This window comes from Streptomyces sp. NPDC088915 (genome assembly GCF_044749825.1).
Taxonomy (GTDB): Bacteria; Actinomycetota; Actinomycetes; order Streptomycetales; family Streptomycetaceae; genus Streptomyces.
In genome coordinates, this window is the sequence record NZ_JBIVIR010000001.1 from 268,594 (window position 1) to 286,594 (window position 18,001).

The window sequence follows — 18,001 nt, forward strand, 5'->3', positions numbered from 1 at the left end:
TCAGGCTCCTTGAGCATTGGACGAGGTCTCTGCGGCCGGGCTCGTCTCGGTGGTGGACCCGCCCGTGTCCCCGCGCAGCGCGTTCCTCAGCATGTCGTGCCAGCGGGGGCGCTTCCGCGGGGGGACATGGTCCACGCCGCCGGGCGACCACGGATTGCACCGCAGGATGCGCCAGGCGGTCAGGGCCGTGCCCTTGATCGCGCCATGCCGGTCGATGGCCGTGAATCCGTAGTGGGAACACGACGGGTAGTACCGGCAGACGGGGCCCAGCAGGGGGCTGATCGTCCACTGGTACAGCTTGATGAGAGCCAGCAGCGGGTACTTCATCGCGCGCCCCCTCCCAGGAGCCGCCGAAGAGCGGCGTCCAGGTCTCGGGCCAGCTGTGCGTGATCGGCGTCGCCGGCTCCGGGCAACGCTCGTACCACCACCAGGCTACCGGGGGGGAGGGCGGAAACGCGGTCGCGGACGAGGTGACGCAGACGACGCTTCACCTGGTTGCGTACGACCGCACCGCCCACGGCCTTGCTCACGACGAAACCCGCACGCGTCGGGGGAGCGCTCTCCCCAGGCGCGTGCGGGTCCGTTGCACCGCTGCGTAGGTGGACGACGAGGAGCGGGCGACCGGCCCGGCGCCCTCGGCGTACCGCGGTTGCGAAGTCCTCGCGCCGCCTCAGCCGATTCTCGGTAGGCAGCACGTCATGACCTGTTTAAGTGGATCAGGCGGACAGGCTCGCGCGACCCTTGGCACGGCGGTTCGCCAGGATGGCGCGGCCGGCACGGGTGCGCATGCGCAGGCGGAAGCCGTGGGTCTTCGCGCGACGACGGTTGTTCGGCTGGAAGGTGCGCTTGCTCACTCGGGGGCTCCAGAAATGATTCGGGTGGTGGCGGGACATCGCCTGGCTGTCACCGTGCGCCCACGAGTAGCTCGCAATACGCCCGAGTGCACCGCTTCGTGATCACGGACAGTGATCTTTGCCCATCGGAGGCAGGCGGCAGCAGCCATCGACAACTCGACCTGGTTACGGTACGCGCGGCTACGCCATCCGGTCAAACCGACCTGTCGCCGCCCCCCATTGTGCACAGGCTGTGGACAACAACTTGAACCGCGTCACTTCGCCCGACTACCGTGGGCGGACTCCACAATCTTTTCCGTTCTGTCCTCACCTGTCCCCGACGGACCGGTGATCCGGACTTCGATCCACCGTCCCCGAGAACCACACCTTCGTGGGACCTGCGAGAAAGCGTGCCCTGTGGCTGACGTACCTGCCGATCTTGCCGCAGTGTGGCCGCGGGTCCTCGAGCAGCTCCTCGCCGAGGGCCAGCAGGGGATCGAGCCCAAGGACAAGCAGTGGATCGAGCGCTGCCAGCCGCTCGCCCTGGTCGCCGACACGGCCCTCCTGGCCGTGCCCAACGAGTGGGGCAAGCGCGTCCTGGAGGGCCGGCTCGCCCCGCTGATCAGCGAGACCCTCAGCCGTGAGTGCGGCCGGCCGATCCGGATCGCGATCACCGTCGACGACTCCGTCGGCGAGCAGGCGCCGCCCGCGCCCACCGCGCCGCAGCCGCCCCGGTACGACGAGCGCGACCGGCCCGAGTCGTACGAGAAGTACGAGGGGTACGGCCACCGGCCGATGTCCGACGACGGGCTGCCCAACGCGCGCCCGGCCTATCCGGACTACCAGCAGCCGCAGCGGCCCGACCCCGGTTCCTGGCCGCGCACCCAGGAGGACCTCTCCTGGCAGCAGCCGCGGCTCGGCGGCTACCAGGAACGCGCGCCGTACACGGGCCCCGAGCAGTCCCGGCAGACGCGCTACGACGAGCCCTCCCGCGGCTACGAGCAGCAGCGGCCCGAGCGCGCCGAGCTGCCCGACCCGCCGGGCCACGCGGCGCGCCCCGGCCCCCGGCCGGGCGGCGGCCCGGTCCCCGGCCCCGGAGGTGTCCACGGCTCCCCCTCGTCCGGTTCCTCCGGCTCCTCCGGGCAGGGCTCCGGCGCGCCGGGCGAGCAGCACGCGCGGCTGAACCCGCGGTACCTCTTCGACACCTTCGTGATCGGTTCCTCGAACCGGTTCGCGCACGCGGCCGCGGTCGCGGTGGCCGAGGCGCCCGCGAAGGCGTACAACCCCCTCTTCATCTACGGGGAGTCGGGGCTCGGCAAGACCCACCTGCTGCACGCGATCGGACACTACGCGCGGAGCCTCTACCCGGGCACGCGCGTGCGGTACGTGAGCTCCGAGGAGTTCACCAACGAGTTCATCAACTCGATCCGCGACGGCAAGGGCGACACCTTCCGGAAGCGCTACCGCGACGTGGACATCCTGCTCGTCGACGACATCCAGTTCCTGGCGAGCAAGGAGTCGACGCAGGAGGAGTTCTTCCACACCTTCAACACCCTGCACAACGCGAACAAGCAGATCGTCCTCTCCTCGGACCGGCCGCCCCGTCAGCTGGTGACCCTGGAGGACCGGCTCCGCAACCGCTTCGAGTGGGGCCTCACCACCGACGTGCAGCCGCCGGAGCTGGAGACGCGCATCGCGATCCTCCGCAAGAAGGCGGTGCAGGAGCAGCTCAACGCCCCGCCGGAGGTACTGGAGTTCATCGCCTCGCGGATCTCGCGGAACATCCGCGAGCTGGAGGGCGCGCTGATCCGGGTGACGGCCTTCGCGAGCCTCAACCGGCAGCCGGTGGACCTCGGGCTCACCGAGGTCGTCCTCAAGGACCTGATCCCCGGCGGCGAGGACAGCGCGCCGGAGATCACCGCTCCGGCGATCATGGCGGCCACCGCCGACTACTTCGGCCTGACGGTGGAGGACCTCTGCGGATCCTCGCGCAGCCGCGTCCTGGTGACGGCCCGCCAGATCGCCATGTACCTGTGCCGCGAACTCACGGACCTGTCGCTGCCGAAGATCGGCGCGCAGTTCGGCGGCCGCGACCACACGACGGTGATGCACGCGGACCGGAAGATCCGCGCCCTGATGGCGGAGCGGCGCTCCATCTACAACCAGGTCACCGAGCTGACCAACCGCATCAAGAACGGCTGACGCCGGCGTCTCCTCCTACGGGCGCCCCGGGACACCTCCCGGGGCGCCCGTAGGCGTTCCCGTAGGGGTTCCCGGAGGCCTCGCCGGGGTCTTCGACGGCTGCTCACAGGCTGGGGACGAGCCGGGGAGAGGCCGGGGACGGGCCGGCGGCGAGGCGGCGGCGAGGCGGCGGCGAGGCGGCTCTGTTCGATTGCGTCGTTCCGCTGGCGGGTTCTCCACAGATTGCGGGATGATCACCCGTCCACAGGGTGGGGACTGCGAAGTTATCCGGATTTTGTCCACAGGGCTGCCTGGTGACAGGGCATCCCCCCAGTTCAGACCCTTGGGGAATTGTTGGCAAACGTTATCCACAGGCTGTGGATGGAACTTTCGTCCACAGGGGGTCTCGAAGGTTGTCCACCGGCTGCCCACAGGGCGAGGTCGGTTGCCCACAGCTTCTCCACAGCGCTGTCCACTGTTCGGCAACGAAACACCCCTCCTCACCTCGTCGAGTGAAAGCCGTCACACCAAGGGAGACGATTGGGCTGTGGGGAACCTGGGTAAAGCTGGGGACAGCGCTGGGGAGAACTCCCTGTGTCCTGTGTATGGGGTGTGCAGAACTTTCGGGTGTCCACAGAGACCCCCGGTTTTCCACCGGTGTCACCCACAGGCGCGGTGGACAAAAAACTGGGTCTGACCTGCGTGGACGGGGTTATCCACGGTTTCCACAGGCCCTACTACTACTCCCACATAGAGTTAGCTCGGAATCCGCTTTGAAGCGGGGCCTGTGCACAACTCGGCCTCGGAGCTCCGAACGCCCCTCGTCCCGACTTGACCCCGAGCAGCGACGAGTGTCGGTGGCGTACGTCAGACTGGTTCCCGCAGTCGACGAAGAGCCAGCAACAGCAGGAGGCGGTTCCGGTGAAGATCCGGGTGGAGCGCGATGTACTCGCGGAGGCGGTGGCCTGGGTGGCCCGCAGCCTCCCGGCCCGTCCGCCGGCGCCCGTACTCGCGGGCCTTCTGCTGAAGGCCGAGGACGGCGCCCTGAGCTTCTCGAGCTTCGACTACGAGGTCTCCGCGCGGGTCTCGGTCGAGGCGGAGGTCGAGGAGGACGGCACCGTCCTCGTCTCCGGCCGCCTGCTCGCCGACATCTGCCGCGCCCTCCCCAACCGTCCCGTGGAGATCTCCACAGACGGTGTACGGGCGACCGTGGTCTGCGGCTCCTCCCGCTTCACCCTCCACACCCTGCCTGTGGAGGAGTACCCGGCGCTGCCGGAGATGCCCACCGCGACGGGCACCGTCCCCGGCGAGGTCTTCGCCTCCGCCGCCGCGCAGGTGGCCATCGCCGCCGGTCGCGACGACACGCTGCCCGTCCTCACCGGCGTGCGCATCGAGATCGAGGGCGACACCGTCACCCTGGCCTCCACCGACCGCTACCGCTTCGCGGTCCGCGAGTTCCTGTGGAAGCCGGAGTCCCCGGACGCCTCCGCGGTCGCCCTGGTGCCCGCGAAGACCCTCCTGGACACGGCCAAGGCGCTCACCAGCGGCGACACGGTCACCCTGGCGCTCTCGGGCTCCGGCAAGGGCGAGGGCCTCATCGGTTTCGAGGGCGCGGGCCGCCGCACCACGACCCGCCTGCTCGAGGGCGACCTGCCGAAGTACCGGACGCTCTTCCCCACCGAGTTCAACTCGGTCGCGGTGATCGAGACCGCCCCCTTCGTCGAGGCCGTCAAGCGCGTGGCCCTGGTGGCCGAGCGCAACACCCCGGTCCGGCTGAGCTTCGAGCAGGGCGTGCTGATCCTGGAGGCGGGCTCCAGCGACGACGCACAGGCTGTGGAGAGGGTCGACGCGCAGCTGGAGGGCGACGACATCTCGATCGCCTTCAACCCGACCTTCCTGCTGGACGGCCTGAGCGCGATCGACTCCCCGGTCGCCCAGCTGTCCTTCACGACCTCCACCAAGCCGGCGCTGCTCAGCGGCAGGCCCGCCGTGGACGCCGAGGCGGACGAGGCCTACAAGTACCTGATCATGCCGGTGCGGCTCAGCGGCTGAGGCCGGGCGGGTCCTGCCGGGGGTCCGGGGGTCGTCCCCCGGGAGACCGCAGTATGCCGGTGCGCCTCAGCGGCTGAGCCTCTGTTTCCACGGCCTCCGTGGGAGCGTCGCCTGAGCGGCTGACCCCACAGGTGTGCACCCGCGTCCGGGCGTAGGCTCGGACGCGGGTACGAACCGCACACGACGCTTAAGGAATCATCTGATGGAGCTCGGTCTCGTCGGTCTCGGCAAGATGGGCGGCAACATGCGCGAGCGCATTCGCCGCGCAGGCCACACCGTCATCGGATACGATCGCAACCCGGACCTCGCCGATGTCCACAGCCTCGAAGAGCTTGTGGGCAAGCTCAAGGGTCCGCGCGTCGTGTGGGTCATGGTCCCGGCCGGTGCCGCGACCCAGTCCACCGTCGACGAGCTGGCCGACCTGCTCTCCCCCGGCGACGTCGTCGTGGACGGCGGCAACTCGCGCTGGACGGACGACGAGAAGCACGCCGAGGAGCTGGCCGCCAAGGGCATCGGCTTCGTCGACTGCGGCGTCTCCGGCGGCGTCTGGGGCCTGGAGAACGGCTACGCCCTGATGTACGGCGGCGACGCCGAGAACGTCGCGAAGGTCCAGCCGGTCTTCGACGCGCTCAAGCCCGAGGGCGAGTTCGGCTCGGTCCACGCGGGCAAGGTCGGCGCCGGCCACTTCGCGAAGATGGTCCACAACGGCATCGAGTACGCGATGATGCAGGCCTACGCCGAGGGCTGGGAGCTCCTGGAGAAGGTCGACTCCGTCACCGACGTGCGCGAGGTCTTCCGCTCCTGGCAGGAGGGCACGGTCATCCGCTCCTGGCTGCTCGACCTGGCGGTCAACGCCCTGGACGAGGACGAGCACCTGAACGGGCTGCGGGGCTACGCGGAGGACTCCGGCGAGGGCCGGTGGACCGTCGAGGCCGCCATCGACAACGCCGTGCCGCTGCCCGCGATCACCGCGTCCCTGTTCGCGCGGTTCGCCTCGCGCCAGGACGACTCCCCGCAGATGAAGATGATCGCCGCGCTGCGCAACCAGTTCGGCGGCCACGCGGTCGAGAAGAAGAAGTAATCCACAGGCTGTGCACCCGGCGGTGCACAGCAGCCGGGGAAGGTCGGCGCCCAACCATGCACGTCACGCATCTGTCGCTGGCCGACTTCCGTTCCTACGCCCGGGTCGAGGTCCCGCTCGACCCGGGCGTCACCGCTTTCGTGGGCGCCAACGGCCAGGGCAAGACCAATCTGGTCGAGGCCGTCGGCTACCTCGCGACCCTCGGCAGCCACCGGGTCGCCTCCGACGCCCCGCTCGTCCGCATGGGGGCGGAGCGCGCGGTCATCAGGGCCGCTGTCACGCAGGGCGAGCGCTCCCAGCTGATCGAGCTGGAGCTCAACCCCGGCCGGGCCAACCGTGCCCGCATCAACAGGTCCTCGCAGGTCAGACCGCGTGATGTCCTGGGCATCGTACGGACCGTGCTGTTCGCCCCCGAGGACCTCGCCCTGGTGAAGGGCGACCCCGGCGAGCGCCGGCGCTTCCTCGACGAGCTGATCACGGCGCGCGCGCCGCGCATGGCGGGCGTGCGCGCCGACTACGAGCGCGTGCTCAAGCAGCGCAACACGCTCCTGAAGTCGGCCGCGATGGCCCGGCGGCACGGCGGCCGGGGCATGGACCTGTCGACCCTGGACGTCTGGGACCAGCACCTGGCCCGGGCGGGCGCCGAACTGCTCGCCCAGCGGCTCGACCTCATCGGCGTGCTGCAGCCGCTCGCGGACAAGGCGTACGAGCAGCTCGCGCCCGGCGGCGGGCCGGTCCTCCTGGAGTACCGGCCCTCCGCGCCGGGCGCCGGGACCACCCGCGAGGAGCTGTACGAGCAGGTGCTCGGCGCCCTCGCCGAGGTCCGCAAGCAGGAGATCGAGCGGGGCGTCACGCTCGTCGGACCGCACCGGGACGAGCTGTTGCTCAAGCTCGGGGACCTGCCGGCGAAGGGGTACGCGAGCCACGGCGAGTCCTGGTCGTACGCGCTCGCGCTGCGGCTGGCCTCGTACGACCTGCTGCGGGCCGAGGGCAACGAGCCGGTCCTCGTCCTCGACGACGTCTTCGCCGAGCTGGACGCGCGCCGGCGCGAGCGGCTCGCGGAGCTGGTGGCGCACGGCGAGCAGGTCCTGGTGACGGCCGCCGTGGACGACGACGTGCCGGGCGTCCTGGCCGGGGCGCGGTACGCGGTGGCCGGCGGGGCGGTGGAACGCGTATGAGCGAGGAGAACCTTCCCCGGGCTGTGGACGGTCCCGCGCCTTCCGGGGCCTCGGTGCCCGAGCCCTCGGGCGTCGACCTCGCCCGGGTCGCGCTGCGCGCCGCCAAGGAGCAGGCGAGGGCGCGGGGCGTGGCCGCGCAGCAGAAGAAGCAGGCCCGGCGCGGCGGCGGGCTGCGGTCCGGGGCGCGCGCCGACGGACGCGACCCGATGGCGCTCGGCGCCGCGATCAACCGGCTGATCACCGAGCGGGGCTGGGAGACGCCGGCGGCGGTCGGCGGGGTCATGGGCCGGTGGCCGCAGATCGTCGGCGAGGACCTGGCGAAGCACTGCGTGCCGGTGCGGTTCGACGACGAGCCGGACGCGCGGGTGCTGACCGTGCAGTGCGACTCGACCGCGTGGGCCACGCAGCTGCGGCTCCTCGCGCCGAGGCTCGTCGCGCGGCTCAACGAGGACCTGGGGCACGGGACGGTGCGGATGATCAAGGTCCTGGGGCCGGGGGCGCCGCGGCGGGGCTACGGGGCGCTGCGGGCGCCGGGGTCGGTGGGACCCGGCGACACGTACGGCTAGGGCGCCGGGCGGCCGGGGTCGTTGTTGCGCGGGGTCCTTCGGGGCCCCGTTCTCGTGGTGCGGGTACAGGGGAGGGCGCCGTGCGCGTGGGCGTCGTGCCCGCCCTCCCCCGGACTCCGTCCGGGGGGACCCCCACGCCCCGGCGGAACGCACGCCCACAACGCGACGGAACGTGCCCCCGCAACGCGACGGAGCGTGCCCCCGCGACAGAGGCGGGCGCACGCCCCCCGGTGCGGCCGATCCCCCGTTGACAACGTTCGCCACCCGGTGCCCACGCCGCGCTACCGTCCGAAGCGCTGGGTGGCCGTCAGGGGGCTCTGGAGCCCCTGTCCGGATATGGGGAGTCGTCTCGGTCCCGCGCAGGGCGGCACATGCGCATTCAGGTACCGGCAAACCCCCATGAGTGTCAGTGGTACCGGTAGACTGGAAGCAAACCCGCCACCCCGCGGAAATGTCGAACGACGCAGCCGGCTCCCGTATGCCCGGAGTACGGCCTGTGCTGTGCCAGAAAGGGCGCTTCGTGGCCGATTCCGGCAACCCCAACGAGAACAACCAGTACACCGCCAGCAACATCCAAGTCCTGGAGGGCCTGGATGCGGTGCGCAAGCGCCCCGGCATGTACATCGGCTCGACCGGCGAGCGCGGCCTGCACCACATGGTGCAGGAGGTCGTCGACAACTCGGTCGACGAGGCCCTGGCCGGTCACGCGGACACCATCGACGTGACGATCCTGGCCGACGGCGGCGTCCGCGTCGTCGACAACGGCCGCGGCATCCCCGTCGGCATTGTCGCGTCCGAGGGCAAGCCGGCCGTCGAGGTCGTGCTGACGGTCCTCCACGCGGGCGGCAAGTTCGGGGGCGGCGGCTACGCGGTCTCCGGCGGTCTGCACGGCGTCGGCGTCTCCGTCGTCAACGCCCTCTCCACCAAGGTCTCGGTGGAGATCAGGACCGACGGCCACCGCTGGACGCAGGACTACAAGATGGGCGCCCCCACCGCGCCCCTCGCGCAACACGAGGCGACCGACGAGACCGGCACCTCGGTCACGTTCTGGGCCGACCCGGACATCTTCGAGACGACCGAGTACTCCTTCGAGACGCTCTCGCGCCGCTTCCAGGAGATGGCCTTCCTCAACAAGGGCCTGACGATCTCGCTCACCGACGAGCGCGAGTCCGCGAAGGCCACGGTCGGCGCCGACGACCCGGACGCCGAGGCCGCCGCCGAGCCGGCCGCGCGCACGGTGACGTACCACTACGAGGGCGGCATCGTCGACTTCGTGAAGTACCTCAACTCGCGCAAGGGCGAGCTGGTCAACCCGACCGTCATCGACATCGAGGCCGAGGACACGGAGCGCCTGCTCTCCGCCGAGATCGCGATGCAGTGGAACTCGTCGTACAGCGAGGGCGTGTACTCCTTCGCCAACACGATCCACACCCACGAGGGCGGCACCCACGAGGAGGGCTTCCGCGCCGCGCTGACGACGCTCGTCAACAAGTACGCGCGCGAGAAGAAGCTGCTCCGCGAGAAGGACGACAACCTCACCGGCGACGACATCCGCGAGGGTCTGACCGCGATCATCTCGGTCAAGATCGGCGAGCCGCAGTTCGAGGGCCAGACCAAGACCAAGCTCGGCAACACCGAGGCGAAGACCTTCGTGCAGAAGGTCGTCCACGAGCACCTGACGGACTGGTTCGACCGCAACCCGAACGAGGCCGCGGACATCATCCGCAAGGGCATCCAGGCCGCCACCGCGCGCGTGGCCGCCCGCAAGGCCCGCGACCTCACCCGCCGCAAGGGCCTCCTGGAGTCGGCCTCCCTGCCGGGCAAGCTCTCCGACTGCCAGTCGAACGACCCCACCAAGTGCGAGATCTTCATCGTCGAGGGCGACTCCGCCGGCGGTTCGGCCAAGTCCGGCCGGAACCCGATGTACCAGGCCATCCTGCCGATCCGCGGCAAGATCCTGAACGTCGAGAAGGCCCGCATCGACAAGATCCTGCAGAACACCGAGGTCCAGGCGCTGATCTCCGCCTTCGGCACCGGTGTGCACGAGGACTTCGACATCGAGAAGCTCCGCTATCACAAGATCATCCTGATGGCGGACGCCGACGTCGACGGCCAGCACATCAACACCCTGCTGCTGACCTTCCTCTTCCGCTTCATGCGTCCGCTGGTCGAGGCCGGGCACGTCTACCTCTCCCGCCCGCCGCTCTACAAGATCAAGTGGGGCCGGGACGACTTCGAGTACGCCTACTCGGACCGCGAGCGGGACGCCCTCGTCGAGCTGGGCAAGCGGAACGGCAAGCGGATCCGCGAGGACTCGATCCAGCGCTTCAAGGGCCTCGGCGAGATGAACGCCGAGGAGCTGCGCGTCACCACCATGGACGTCGAGCACCGCGTGCTCGGCCAGGTGACCCTGGACGACGCGGCCCAGGCCGACGACCTGTTCTCGGTGCTGATGGGCGAGGACGTCGAGGCACGCCGCTCGTTCATCCAGCGGAACGCCAAGGACGTCCGCTTCCTCGACATCTGAGTCGGTCCCAGCTGACCGTACGAAAGGACTGACGACCAGCAATGGCCGACGAAAACACCTCCGGAACCACCGAAGAGCAGGAGCCCGTGCTGCGGATCGAGCCCGTCGGGCTCGAGACCGAGATGCAGCGCTCGTACCTCGACTACGCGATGTCCGTCATCGTGTCCCGCGCGCTGCCCGACGTACGGGACGGCCTCAAGCCCGTCCACCGGCGCGTGCTCTACGCGATGTACGACGGCGGCTACCGGCCGGAGAAGGGCTTCTACAAGTGCGCCCGCGTCGTCGGTGACGTCATGGGCACGTACCACCCGCACGGCGACACCTCGATCTACGACGCGCTCGTCCGCCTCGCCCAGCCCTGGTCGATGCGGCTGCCGCTCGTCGACTCCAACGGCAACTTCGGCTCCCCGGGCAACGACCCGGCCGCCGCCATGCGCTACACCGAGTGCAAGATGGCGCCGCTGTCGATGGAGATGGTCCGGGACATCGACGAGGAGACCGTCGACTTCCAGGACAACTACGACGGCCGCAACCAGGAGCCGACGGTCCTGCCGGCCCGGTTCCCGAACCTGCTGGTCAACGGCTCGGCCGGCATCGCCGTCGGCATGGCCACCAACATCCCGCCGCACAACCTGCGCGAGGTCGCCGAGGGCGCCCAGTGGTACCTGGCCAACCCCGAGGCCGGCCACGAGGAGCTGCTCGACGCGCTCATCGAGCGGATCAAGGGCCCGGACTTCCCCACCGGCGCGCTCGTCGTCGGCCGCAAGGGCATCGAGGAGGCGTACCGCACCGGTCGCGGCTCCATCACGATGCGCGCGGTCGTCGAGGTCGAGGAGATCCAGAACCGCCAGTGCCTGGTGGTCACGGAGCTGCCGTACCAGACCAACCCGGACAACCTCGCGCAGAAGATCGCCGACCTGGTGAAGGACGGCAAGATCGGCGGCATCGCCGACGTCCGCGACGAGACCTCGTCCCGGACCGGCCAGCGCCTGGTCATCGTGCTCAAGCGCGACGCCGTCGCCAAGGTCGTCCTGAACAACCTGTACAAGCACACCGACCTCCAGTCGAACTTCGGCGCCAACATGCTGGCGCTCGTCGACGGCGTGCCGCGCACCCTCTCCCTGGACGCGTTCATCCGCCACTGGGTGACGCACCAGATCGAGGTCATCGTCCGCCGGACCCGCTTCCGGCTGCGCAAGGCCGAGGAGCGCGCCCACATCCTGCGCGGCCTGCTCAAGGCCCTCGACGCGATCGACGAGGTCATCGCGCTGATCCGGCGCAGCGACACGGTCGAGGTCGCCCGCACCGGCCTGATGGACCTGCTGAGCATCGACGAGATCCAGGCCAACGCGATCCTGGAGATGCAGCTCCGCCGGCTCGCCGCCCTGGAGCGCCAGAAGATCGTCGCCGAGCACGACGAGCTCCAGACGAAGATCAACGAGTACAACGCGATCCTGGCCTCGCCCGAGAAGCAGCGGACGATCGTCAGCGAGGAGCTGGCCGCGCTCGTCGAGCGCTTCGGCGACGACCGCCGCTCCAAGCTGGTGCCCTTCGACGGCGACATGTCCATCGAGGACCTGATCGCCGAGGAGGACATCGTCGTCACCATCACGCGCGGCGGCTACGTGAAGCGGACGAAGACCGAGGACTACCGCTCGCAGAAGCGCGGCGGCAAGGGCGTGCGGGGCACGAAGCTGAAGCAGGACGACATCGTCGACCACTTCTTCGTCTCCACCACCCACCACTGGCTGCTCTTCTTCACCAACAAGGGCCGGGTCTACCGGGTCAAGGCGTACGAGCTGCCGGACGCCGGCCGGGACGCCCGCGGCCAGCACGTGGCCAACCTCCTCGCCTTCCAGCCGGACGAGCAGATCGCCCAGATCCTGGCGATCCGCGACTACGAGGCCGCGCCCTACCTGGTGCTCGCCACCAAGGCCGGCCTGGTGAAGAAGACCGCGCTCAAGGACTACGACTCGCCCCGCTCCGGCGGCGTCATCGCCATCAACCTGCGCGAGCTGGACAACGGCGGGGACGACGAGCTGATCGGCGCCGAGCTGGTCTCCGCCGAGGACGACCTGCTGCTCATCAGCAAGAAGGCGCAGTCGATCCGCTTCACCGCGACGGACGACGCGCTGCGCCCGATGGGACGCGCCACTTCGGGTGTCAAGGGCATGAGTTTCCGCGCGGACGACGAACTGCTCTCGATGAATGTCGTCCGGCCCGGTACGTTCGTCTTCACCGCGACCGACGGCGGGTACGCGAAGCGCACCCCCGTCGACGAGTACCGCGTCCAGGGCCGCGGCGGCCTCGGCATCAAGGCCGCCAAGATCGTGGAGGACCGCGGCTCGCTCGTGGGCGCGCTGGTGGTCGAGGAGACGGACGAGATCCTCGCCATCACGCTGTCCGGCGGTGTGATTCGTACGCGAGTCAACGAAGTCAGGGAGACCGGCCGTGACACCATGGGCGTCCAGCTGATCAACCTGGGCAAGCGCGACGCCGTCGTCGGCATCGCGCGGAACGCCGAGGCGGCCGGAGACGACGAGGTCGACGACGCCGACGACGCCGACGACATCGAGGGCGGTGTCGAGGTGACCGAGGCCGCGGTGGTCGAGGTCGGGACAGCCGGGGGCACGGAGCCCTCGGCAGGGGAGCACGAGGAGTAAGAGCGTGAGTGGAGCCACGGGCGCCGGATCTGCGGCCGCCGGAGCTTCTTCTGCAGGTGCCGGCGCGAGCGGCGCCCGTGGTTCCGCCACGGACTCCCAGGGGGGTGCGGTGACGGACACCCGGGGGCAGCAGCCCCCGTACGAGAGCTACAACGGGCCGCTGCCCGGCGAGCGCCCCGGCGGGCAGCCGAGCGGGCCCTACCACCCGCCGCAGGCGTACGGCGCCCCGACGACGGGCGGCACGTCGGGCGGTAAGGCCGGGGCCGTGCGTCGGCCCCGTACGGGCGCGCGCACGACGCCCCGGACGCGCAAGGCGCGCCTGCGGGTGGCCAAGGCCGACCCGTGGTCGGTGATGAAGGTGAGCTTCCTGCTCTCCATCGCGCTCGGCGTCTGCACGGTCGTGGCCGCGGCCGTGCTGTGGATGGTCATGGACGCCATGGGCGTCTTCTCGACGGTCGGCGGGACGATCAGCGAGGCCACGGGCTCGAACGAGTCCAACGGCTTCGACCTGCAGTCGTTCCTGTCGCTGCCGCGGGTGCTGATGTTCACCTCGGTGATCGCGGTGATCGACGTGGTCCTGATGACCGCCCTGGCGACGCTCGGCGCGTTCATCTACAACCTGTCCGCCGGTTTCGTGGGCGGTGTCGAGCTGACGCTGGCCGAGGACGAGTAGGCCCGTGGGGGGCCGGTCCGGGAACGGATTTTGGGACTGACCCCCACGTGCGCTAATCTTCAGGAGTCAGCGCGCGGGACACACACCGCACAGCGCGGCGGGGCTATAGCTCAGTTGGTTAGAGCGCATCCCTGATAAGGATGAGGCCACAGGTTCAAATCCTGTTAGCCCCACATATCGATCGGCCCGGACGGTTCTTCCGTCCGGGTCGATTTCGTTCTCTCCCGGGATGAATCCGGGACGACGTGGGTTTGAACCTCGCACAGGTCACCGACCGGTATCGGTCGATGTGTAGAGTGGGCGTCAGAAGTCTCCTACGTCAACGAAAGACGAGGTCGCGCGGTGAAGAAGCTTCTCCTGGTCGCACTGGCCGCCATCGGCGGGCTCCTCGTGTACCGCCAGATCCAGGCGGATCGCGCCGAGCAGGATCTGTGGACGGAGGCGACCGACTCCGTGCCCGCAGGTTCGGGTGTCTGAGACGAAAAACGTCTGTGGGTGAAGCCCCGGCCGCGCGCGAGCGCGACCGGGGCTTCGCTCTGTCCGCACCTTGTTCGTGGTTTGCCTGAGTGAATATGTTGCTTGCTCAAGCGAAGAGAAAGCCGTGGAGAAGCGGTGGGAAAGCGATGAGGGGGAGCGCGTGAGGAAACGGGCCGGCATCGGCAGGAGGGCGGGGGCCCTGATCGTGGCCGCCGGAGCGGTCGCCGCAGTGGTCGTCGGAGGGGCGGGATTCCCCGCCCGGGCCCGGGCCGCCGACGGGGAGGCCCTCCCCCCGTACACCTTCGACTCCGCCGCCCGGCCGGTCCGGGGTGCCCTCTCCAGCTCGGACGCGCGGCCGTTGGAGGCCGGGCGGACCTACCGCGACACGCTCGGGAAGAACGGCAAGGTCTACTACCGGGTCGCCCTCGACAACGAGCGGAACACGTACGTCTCCGTCGTCGCCGTCCCCGGGCCCGGCGGCACGGTCGACCACGGCGACGGCATCGAGATCAGCATCCAGGACGACTCCGGCACCGAGTGCGGCGCCCAGCGGGTGAGCTTCTCCTCGGCCCGGTACGCCCGCCCCCTCGCCGCGTACGCCCGCCGCGTCGTGAACCCGGACAGCTCCAGCTGCCAGGAGCCGGGCAACTACTACGTGGTCGTCGAGCGCACCACGAAGGAGGGATCCGACCCGGCCGACTGGGACCTGGAGATCCGGCACCTGTCCGAGCCGCTCCTGAAGAAGGCCGGGCCGACCGGGATCCCGGAGGCCTGGCCGTCCGCCACGCCCGCGCCCCTGACGGGCGACCCGGAGCCCCGGCAGGGCGGCTCGGGCGTCCACGACGCCGCCTCGCTGACGCGGGGCGAGTGGCGGTCCGACATCCGGCCCGGGCAGACCCTCTTCTACCGGGTCCCGCTCGACTGGGGACAGCAGTTCTTCGCCACCGCCGAACTGGGCAGCAGCGCCGCGGGCGACGCCTACGTCTCCCAGGCTCTCGTGCTCTCCCTCGACAACCCGGCGCTCGGCCACGTCGACGGCGAGACCCTCGGCTACAGCGGGAAGCAGGCGACGCTGGCGCTCGGCCCGCAGCGGCCGGTGGCGCACGAGAACCGCACCTCGTACAACGAGGCCACGAGCGGGATGCGGTTCGCCGGCTGGTACTACCTGTCGGCCACGCTCAGCCCGGAGATGGCCGAGGAGTACGGCGACGGGCCGGTGCCGCTGACGCTGCGGGTGAACGTCCTGAACGCGGCGAAGGCCGGACCCGGGTACGACGGGGACCCCGGCCCGTTCGCCGTGACCCCCGACGACCGGGAGGCGGCCGAGAAGGGGTCCAGCGGGGCGCAGGCGGCCGCGGAGGCGGAGCGCGGCGACTCCATGCGGCTGGTCGCCACGGCCGGGATCGGCACCGGGACGGTGCTGCTGCTCGGCCTCGGCGCGTGGACGCTGGTGGCGCGGCGGCGGGCGGCCTGACCCCTCAGACCTGGGTGAGGGCCCAGAAGCCGACCGCGAGGCAGACGAGCGCGAGCAGGAGCACCGGGACCGCGACCTTCGGGGGCGGTCCCGGCCGGCGTACGGGGGCGGGCGCGGGGGCGGCCGGGGGAGCCGTCACCGGCTGCGGGGGCCCGTAGGGGCCCGGGTGGAGGGGGTGGGGGGTGGCGTAGGGGTTCGCGAAGGCCTGTCCGTACGGCGCTCCCGGAACGGAGGCCGGAGCCGGGGCCGGGTGCGCCACCGGCGGTGGCAGGTGGAAGCTGCCCGTCTCGGAGGGGCGGGGCGGGGGCGGGCCGGGGTGTACGGGGGCGGGGGGCGGCTCTCGGGGCGGTACGGGGGCGGGGGCGCCCTGCGGGGAGGCGGTCGCGGCGGAGGGCGTGACGGGGGCCGTGGCGGGGCCGCTCACGGCAGGGCCCCGGCCGTCCTGTGCCGTACGGGACGCGGGCTCTGCGGTACTCGTGGTGCCTGTGGTGCCTGTGGTGCCTGTGGTGCCTGTAGGGCTCGTGGGCTTCGCGGGCCGCTCGGGGCCCTCGGGGCCGAAACCGGGCGGCAGGGGGCCGAGTTGGTCGAAGATCTCGACCGGCTCCTCGTCGGCGGCCGGTTCGGGCAGCAGCTCGACGGCGGCGCTCAGCGCCTTGCGCGCCCCCGTGGCCGTCCGGAAGCGGGCCTGCGGATCGGGCTGGAGCAGCCCCGCGAGCACCTGCCACAGGGGCTCGGACATGCCCTCGGGGGCGCTCGGGGTGCCGTGCGCGAGGAAGTGCTCGACCAGGGCCTGGGAGTCCGGCTTGCGGCCCTGGAGCAGATAGAGCGCGACCAGGCCGACGGCGAACAGGTCGGCGGTGAAGTCCGGTTCGGAGCCGAGGAGCTGCTCGGGCGCGAAGTAGCCGGGCGTCCCCACGACGTAATCGGTCTCCGTGAGCCGGGGTTCGCCCTTGCGCATGGAGATGCCGAAGTCGGAGAGGCGCAGGTGCGGCCGTCCGGTCCCGGTGACGTCGAGGAGGATGTTGGCCGGCTTGATGTCCCGGTGGACGACCCCCTCGGCGTGCACCGCGGCCAGGCCCGAGAGCAGCTGGTCGAGCAGGACGCAGACGAACCGGGGCGGCAGCGGGCCGTAGTCCCCGATGACGTGGGCCAGGGAGCCGCCGGCCACCAGGTCCATGGTGAAGAGGACCTTGTCGTCGTCGGCGGCCCAGCTGGCCGGGGCGAGGACGTGCGGGTGATCGATCCGCAGCGCCTGCTCGCGGACGAAGCGGAGCAGGGTGTGGGCGTCGCTCTGCAGGAGCACCTTGGCCGCCACGTAGCGGCGGCGCCGGTGGTCCCAGGCCCGCCACACCGCGCCCGCCCCGCCCCGTCCGATCGGGTCGATCAGCTCGTACCGCCCGGCGAAGACCTCACCCATCGTGCTGCGCCCGCTCCCCGTCTCTCCGCGGGCCCGGCCGGCCGCCGGACCCGTCAGTTCTGGTGCGACTCGTAGTGGGCGACCGCCTCGGCGGTCCGCCCGGCGCCGTACACCCGGAGGAACTCTGCCAGCTCCGGGTGGGCCGGGGCGAGCGAGTCGGCGGCGTCGATGATGTCGCCCGCGGCCGCGACGGAGCGCAGCAGGGACTGGATCTCGCGGACGACCCGGCGCACGGTCGGGGCGCCGGAGGCGGTGCCGGTCTGGCCGGAGCCGGTGAGGACGGAGCCGCCCTGCGACTTCTTGACCTCCTCCATCCGGTCCGTGGCCTCGGCGGCGCTGACGCTGCCGTCGGCGACCTGCACGGCGAGCTCCTGGAGGGCCTGGACGCGCTGGACGACGGCCGGGTTGCCGATCTTCGCCCGCTGGCCGCTCATCAGCTGGGACAGCATGGGCGCGGAGAGCCCAAGCACGGCCGCGAGCCTGGCCTGATTGAGCCCGAGATCGTCGATCAGGCGACGGAAGAGCGCCCCCAGCGGCTCCCCGTACCAACTGCGCTGAAGCTCTCTGGCTCTGGCCGTGGCTTCCTGCTGCGCTGCGTCCATCACTTCTCCCCATCCCTGCGGTTCGCCACTGCGAACCTCGGTCAGCATCTTACGGAGCGTGGTCGCCGACCGGGAGTCCCCATCCTTTTGCCGGAGATGGGGGATGACCCGGTACGCTGTTCTCGTTCCGGGGCCTTAGCTCAGTTGGTAGAGCGCTGTCTTTGCATGGCAGATGTCAGGGGTTCGACTCCCCTAGGCTCCACTGCGCCGGACCCCTCTGACCTGCGAAAACGAGGTCAGAGGGGTCTTTTTCTCTCTCTTTTTCGCGTCGGCGCGA

The 18,001-nt window shown here is 70.7% G+C and carries 15 protein-coding genes and 2 tRNA genes; 12 read left to right on the forward strand and 5 right to left on the reverse strand.

The features are described from left to right. From yidD to rpmH, 3 genes are read right to left on the reverse strand one after another with little or no spacing between them, the layout of a single operon-like run. The gene (yidD, locus tag ACIP5O_RS01270) at positions 1-327 is read right to left on the reverse strand and encodes a membrane protein insertion efficiency factor YidD (RefSeq protein ID WP_401287077.1); all 327 of its coding nucleotides are present in this window, start codon (positions 325-327) and stop codon (positions 1-3) included. After that, on the reverse strand, positions 324-695 hold the full coding sequence (gene rnpA, locus ACIP5O_RS01275; protein WP_401287080.1) for a ribonuclease P protein component: 372 nt from the start codon (positions 693-695) through the stop codon (positions 324-326). Before rnpA ends, yidD begins: the two co-directional genes overlap by 4 nt. Before the next feature lie 21 nt (positions 696-716). Then, the gene (gene rpmH, locus ACIP5O_RS01280; protein ID WP_015659252.1) at positions 717-854 is read right to left on the reverse strand and encodes a 50S ribosomal protein L34; all 138 of its coding nucleotides are present in this window, start codon (positions 852-854) and stop codon (positions 717-719) included. Positions 855-1,250: 396 nt separating this feature from the next. Between rpmH and dnaA the strand changes: the two genes are divergently transcribed. The 11 genes from dnaA to ACIP5O_RS01335 all read left to right on the forward strand — a co-directional run bounded on the left by dnaA (position 1,251) and on the right by ACIP5O_RS01335 (position 15,705). Continuing rightward, positions 1,251-3,035, forward strand: a complete 1,785-nt coding sequence (gene dnaA / locus ACIP5O_RS01285; protein ID WP_401287083.1) for a chromosomal replication initiator protein DnaA — start codon at positions 1,251-1,253, stop codon at positions 3,033-3,035. Between the two features lie 900 nt (positions 3,036-3,935). After that, positions 3,936-5,066 (forward strand): DNA polymerase III subunit beta, encoded by a 1,131-nt coding sequence (gene dnaN, locus ACIP5O_RS01290; RefSeq protein ID WP_125664301.1) that lies wholly within the window; start codon positions 3,936-3,938, stop codon positions 5,064-5,066. A gap of 202 nt (positions 5,067-5,268) precedes the next feature. Further along, complete coding sequence (gene gnd / locus ACIP5O_RS01295) at positions 5,269-6,147, forward strand: phosphogluconate dehydrogenase (NAD(+)-dependent, decarboxylating) (RefSeq protein WP_401287086.1); 879 nt, start codon at positions 5,269-5,271, stop codon at positions 6,145-6,147. A 56-nt stretch (positions 6,148-6,203) separates the two neighbouring features. Further along, complete coding sequence (recF, locus tag ACIP5O_RS01300; protein ID WP_401287089.1) at positions 6,204-7,325, forward strand: DNA replication/repair protein RecF; 1,122 nt, start codon at positions 6,204-6,206, stop codon at positions 7,323-7,325. After that, the gene (locus ACIP5O_RS01305; RefSeq protein ID WP_401287092.1) at positions 7,322-7,891 is read left to right on the forward strand and encodes a DUF721 domain-containing protein; all 570 of its coding nucleotides are present in this window, start codon (positions 7,322-7,324) and stop codon (positions 7,889-7,891) included. The genes recF and ACIP5O_RS01305 overlap by 4 nt, the downstream gene beginning before the upstream one ends. Positions 7,892-8,387: 496 nt before the next feature. Beyond that, positions 8,388-10,418 carry a DNA topoisomerase (ATP-hydrolyzing) subunit B gene (gyrB, locus tag ACIP5O_RS01310; RefSeq protein ID WP_401288096.1) on the forward strand — a complete coding sequence of 677 codons (2,031 nt, stop codon included), beginning with the start codon at positions 8,388-8,390 and terminating at the stop codon, positions 10,416-10,418. A 41-nt stretch (positions 10,419-10,459) separates the two neighbouring features. Further along, entirely contained in the window at positions 10,460-13,081 is a 2,622-nt protein-coding gene (gyrA, locus tag ACIP5O_RS01315; protein WP_401287095.1) for a DNA gyrase subunit A, read from the forward strand. A 109-nt stretch (positions 13,082-13,190) separates the two neighbouring features. Continuing rightward, a complete protein-coding gene (locus ACIP5O_RS01320) occupies positions 13,191-13,754 on the forward strand; it encodes a DUF3566 domain-containing protein (RefSeq protein ID WP_356539629.1) in 564 nt (187 codons plus the stop codon). 99 nt (positions 13,755-13,853) lie between these two features. Then, positions 13,854-13,927 (forward strand) — tRNA-Ile (locus ACIP5O_RS01325). 169 nt (positions 13,928-14,096) lie between these two features. Continuing rightward, entirely contained in the window at positions 14,097-14,231 is a 135-nt protein-coding gene (locus ACIP5O_RS01330) for a DLW-39 family protein (RefSeq protein ID WP_003958712.1), read from the forward strand. A gap of 160 nt (positions 14,232-14,391) precedes the next feature. Beyond that, the gene (locus tag ACIP5O_RS01335) at positions 14,392-15,705 is read left to right on the forward strand and encodes a hypothetical protein (RefSeq protein ID WP_401287097.1); all 1,314 of its coding nucleotides are present in this window, start codon (positions 14,392-14,394) and stop codon (positions 15,703-15,705) included. A 4-nt stretch (positions 15,706-15,709) separates the two neighbouring features. Here ACIP5O_RS01335 and ACIP5O_RS01340 read toward each other — a convergent pair whose 3' ends face one another. After that, on the reverse strand, positions 15,710-17,122 hold the full coding sequence (locus ACIP5O_RS01340) for a serine/threonine-protein kinase (protein WP_401287100.1): 1,413 nt from the start codon (positions 17,120-17,122) through the stop codon (positions 15,710-15,712). A gap of 53 nt (positions 17,123-17,175) precedes the next feature. Then, positions 17,176-17,724: a helix-turn-helix domain-containing protein gene (locus ACIP5O_RS01345; RefSeq protein WP_399612092.1), complete on the reverse strand. Its 549-nt coding sequence runs from the start codon at positions 17,722-17,724 to the stop codon at positions 17,176-17,178. Between the two features lie 129 nt (positions 17,725-17,853). Between ACIP5O_RS01345 and ACIP5O_RS01350 the strand changes: the two genes are divergently transcribed. Further along, positions 17,854-17,926, forward strand: a tRNA-Ala gene (locus tag ACIP5O_RS01350). Positions 17,927-18,001 lie beyond the last annotated feature (75 nt).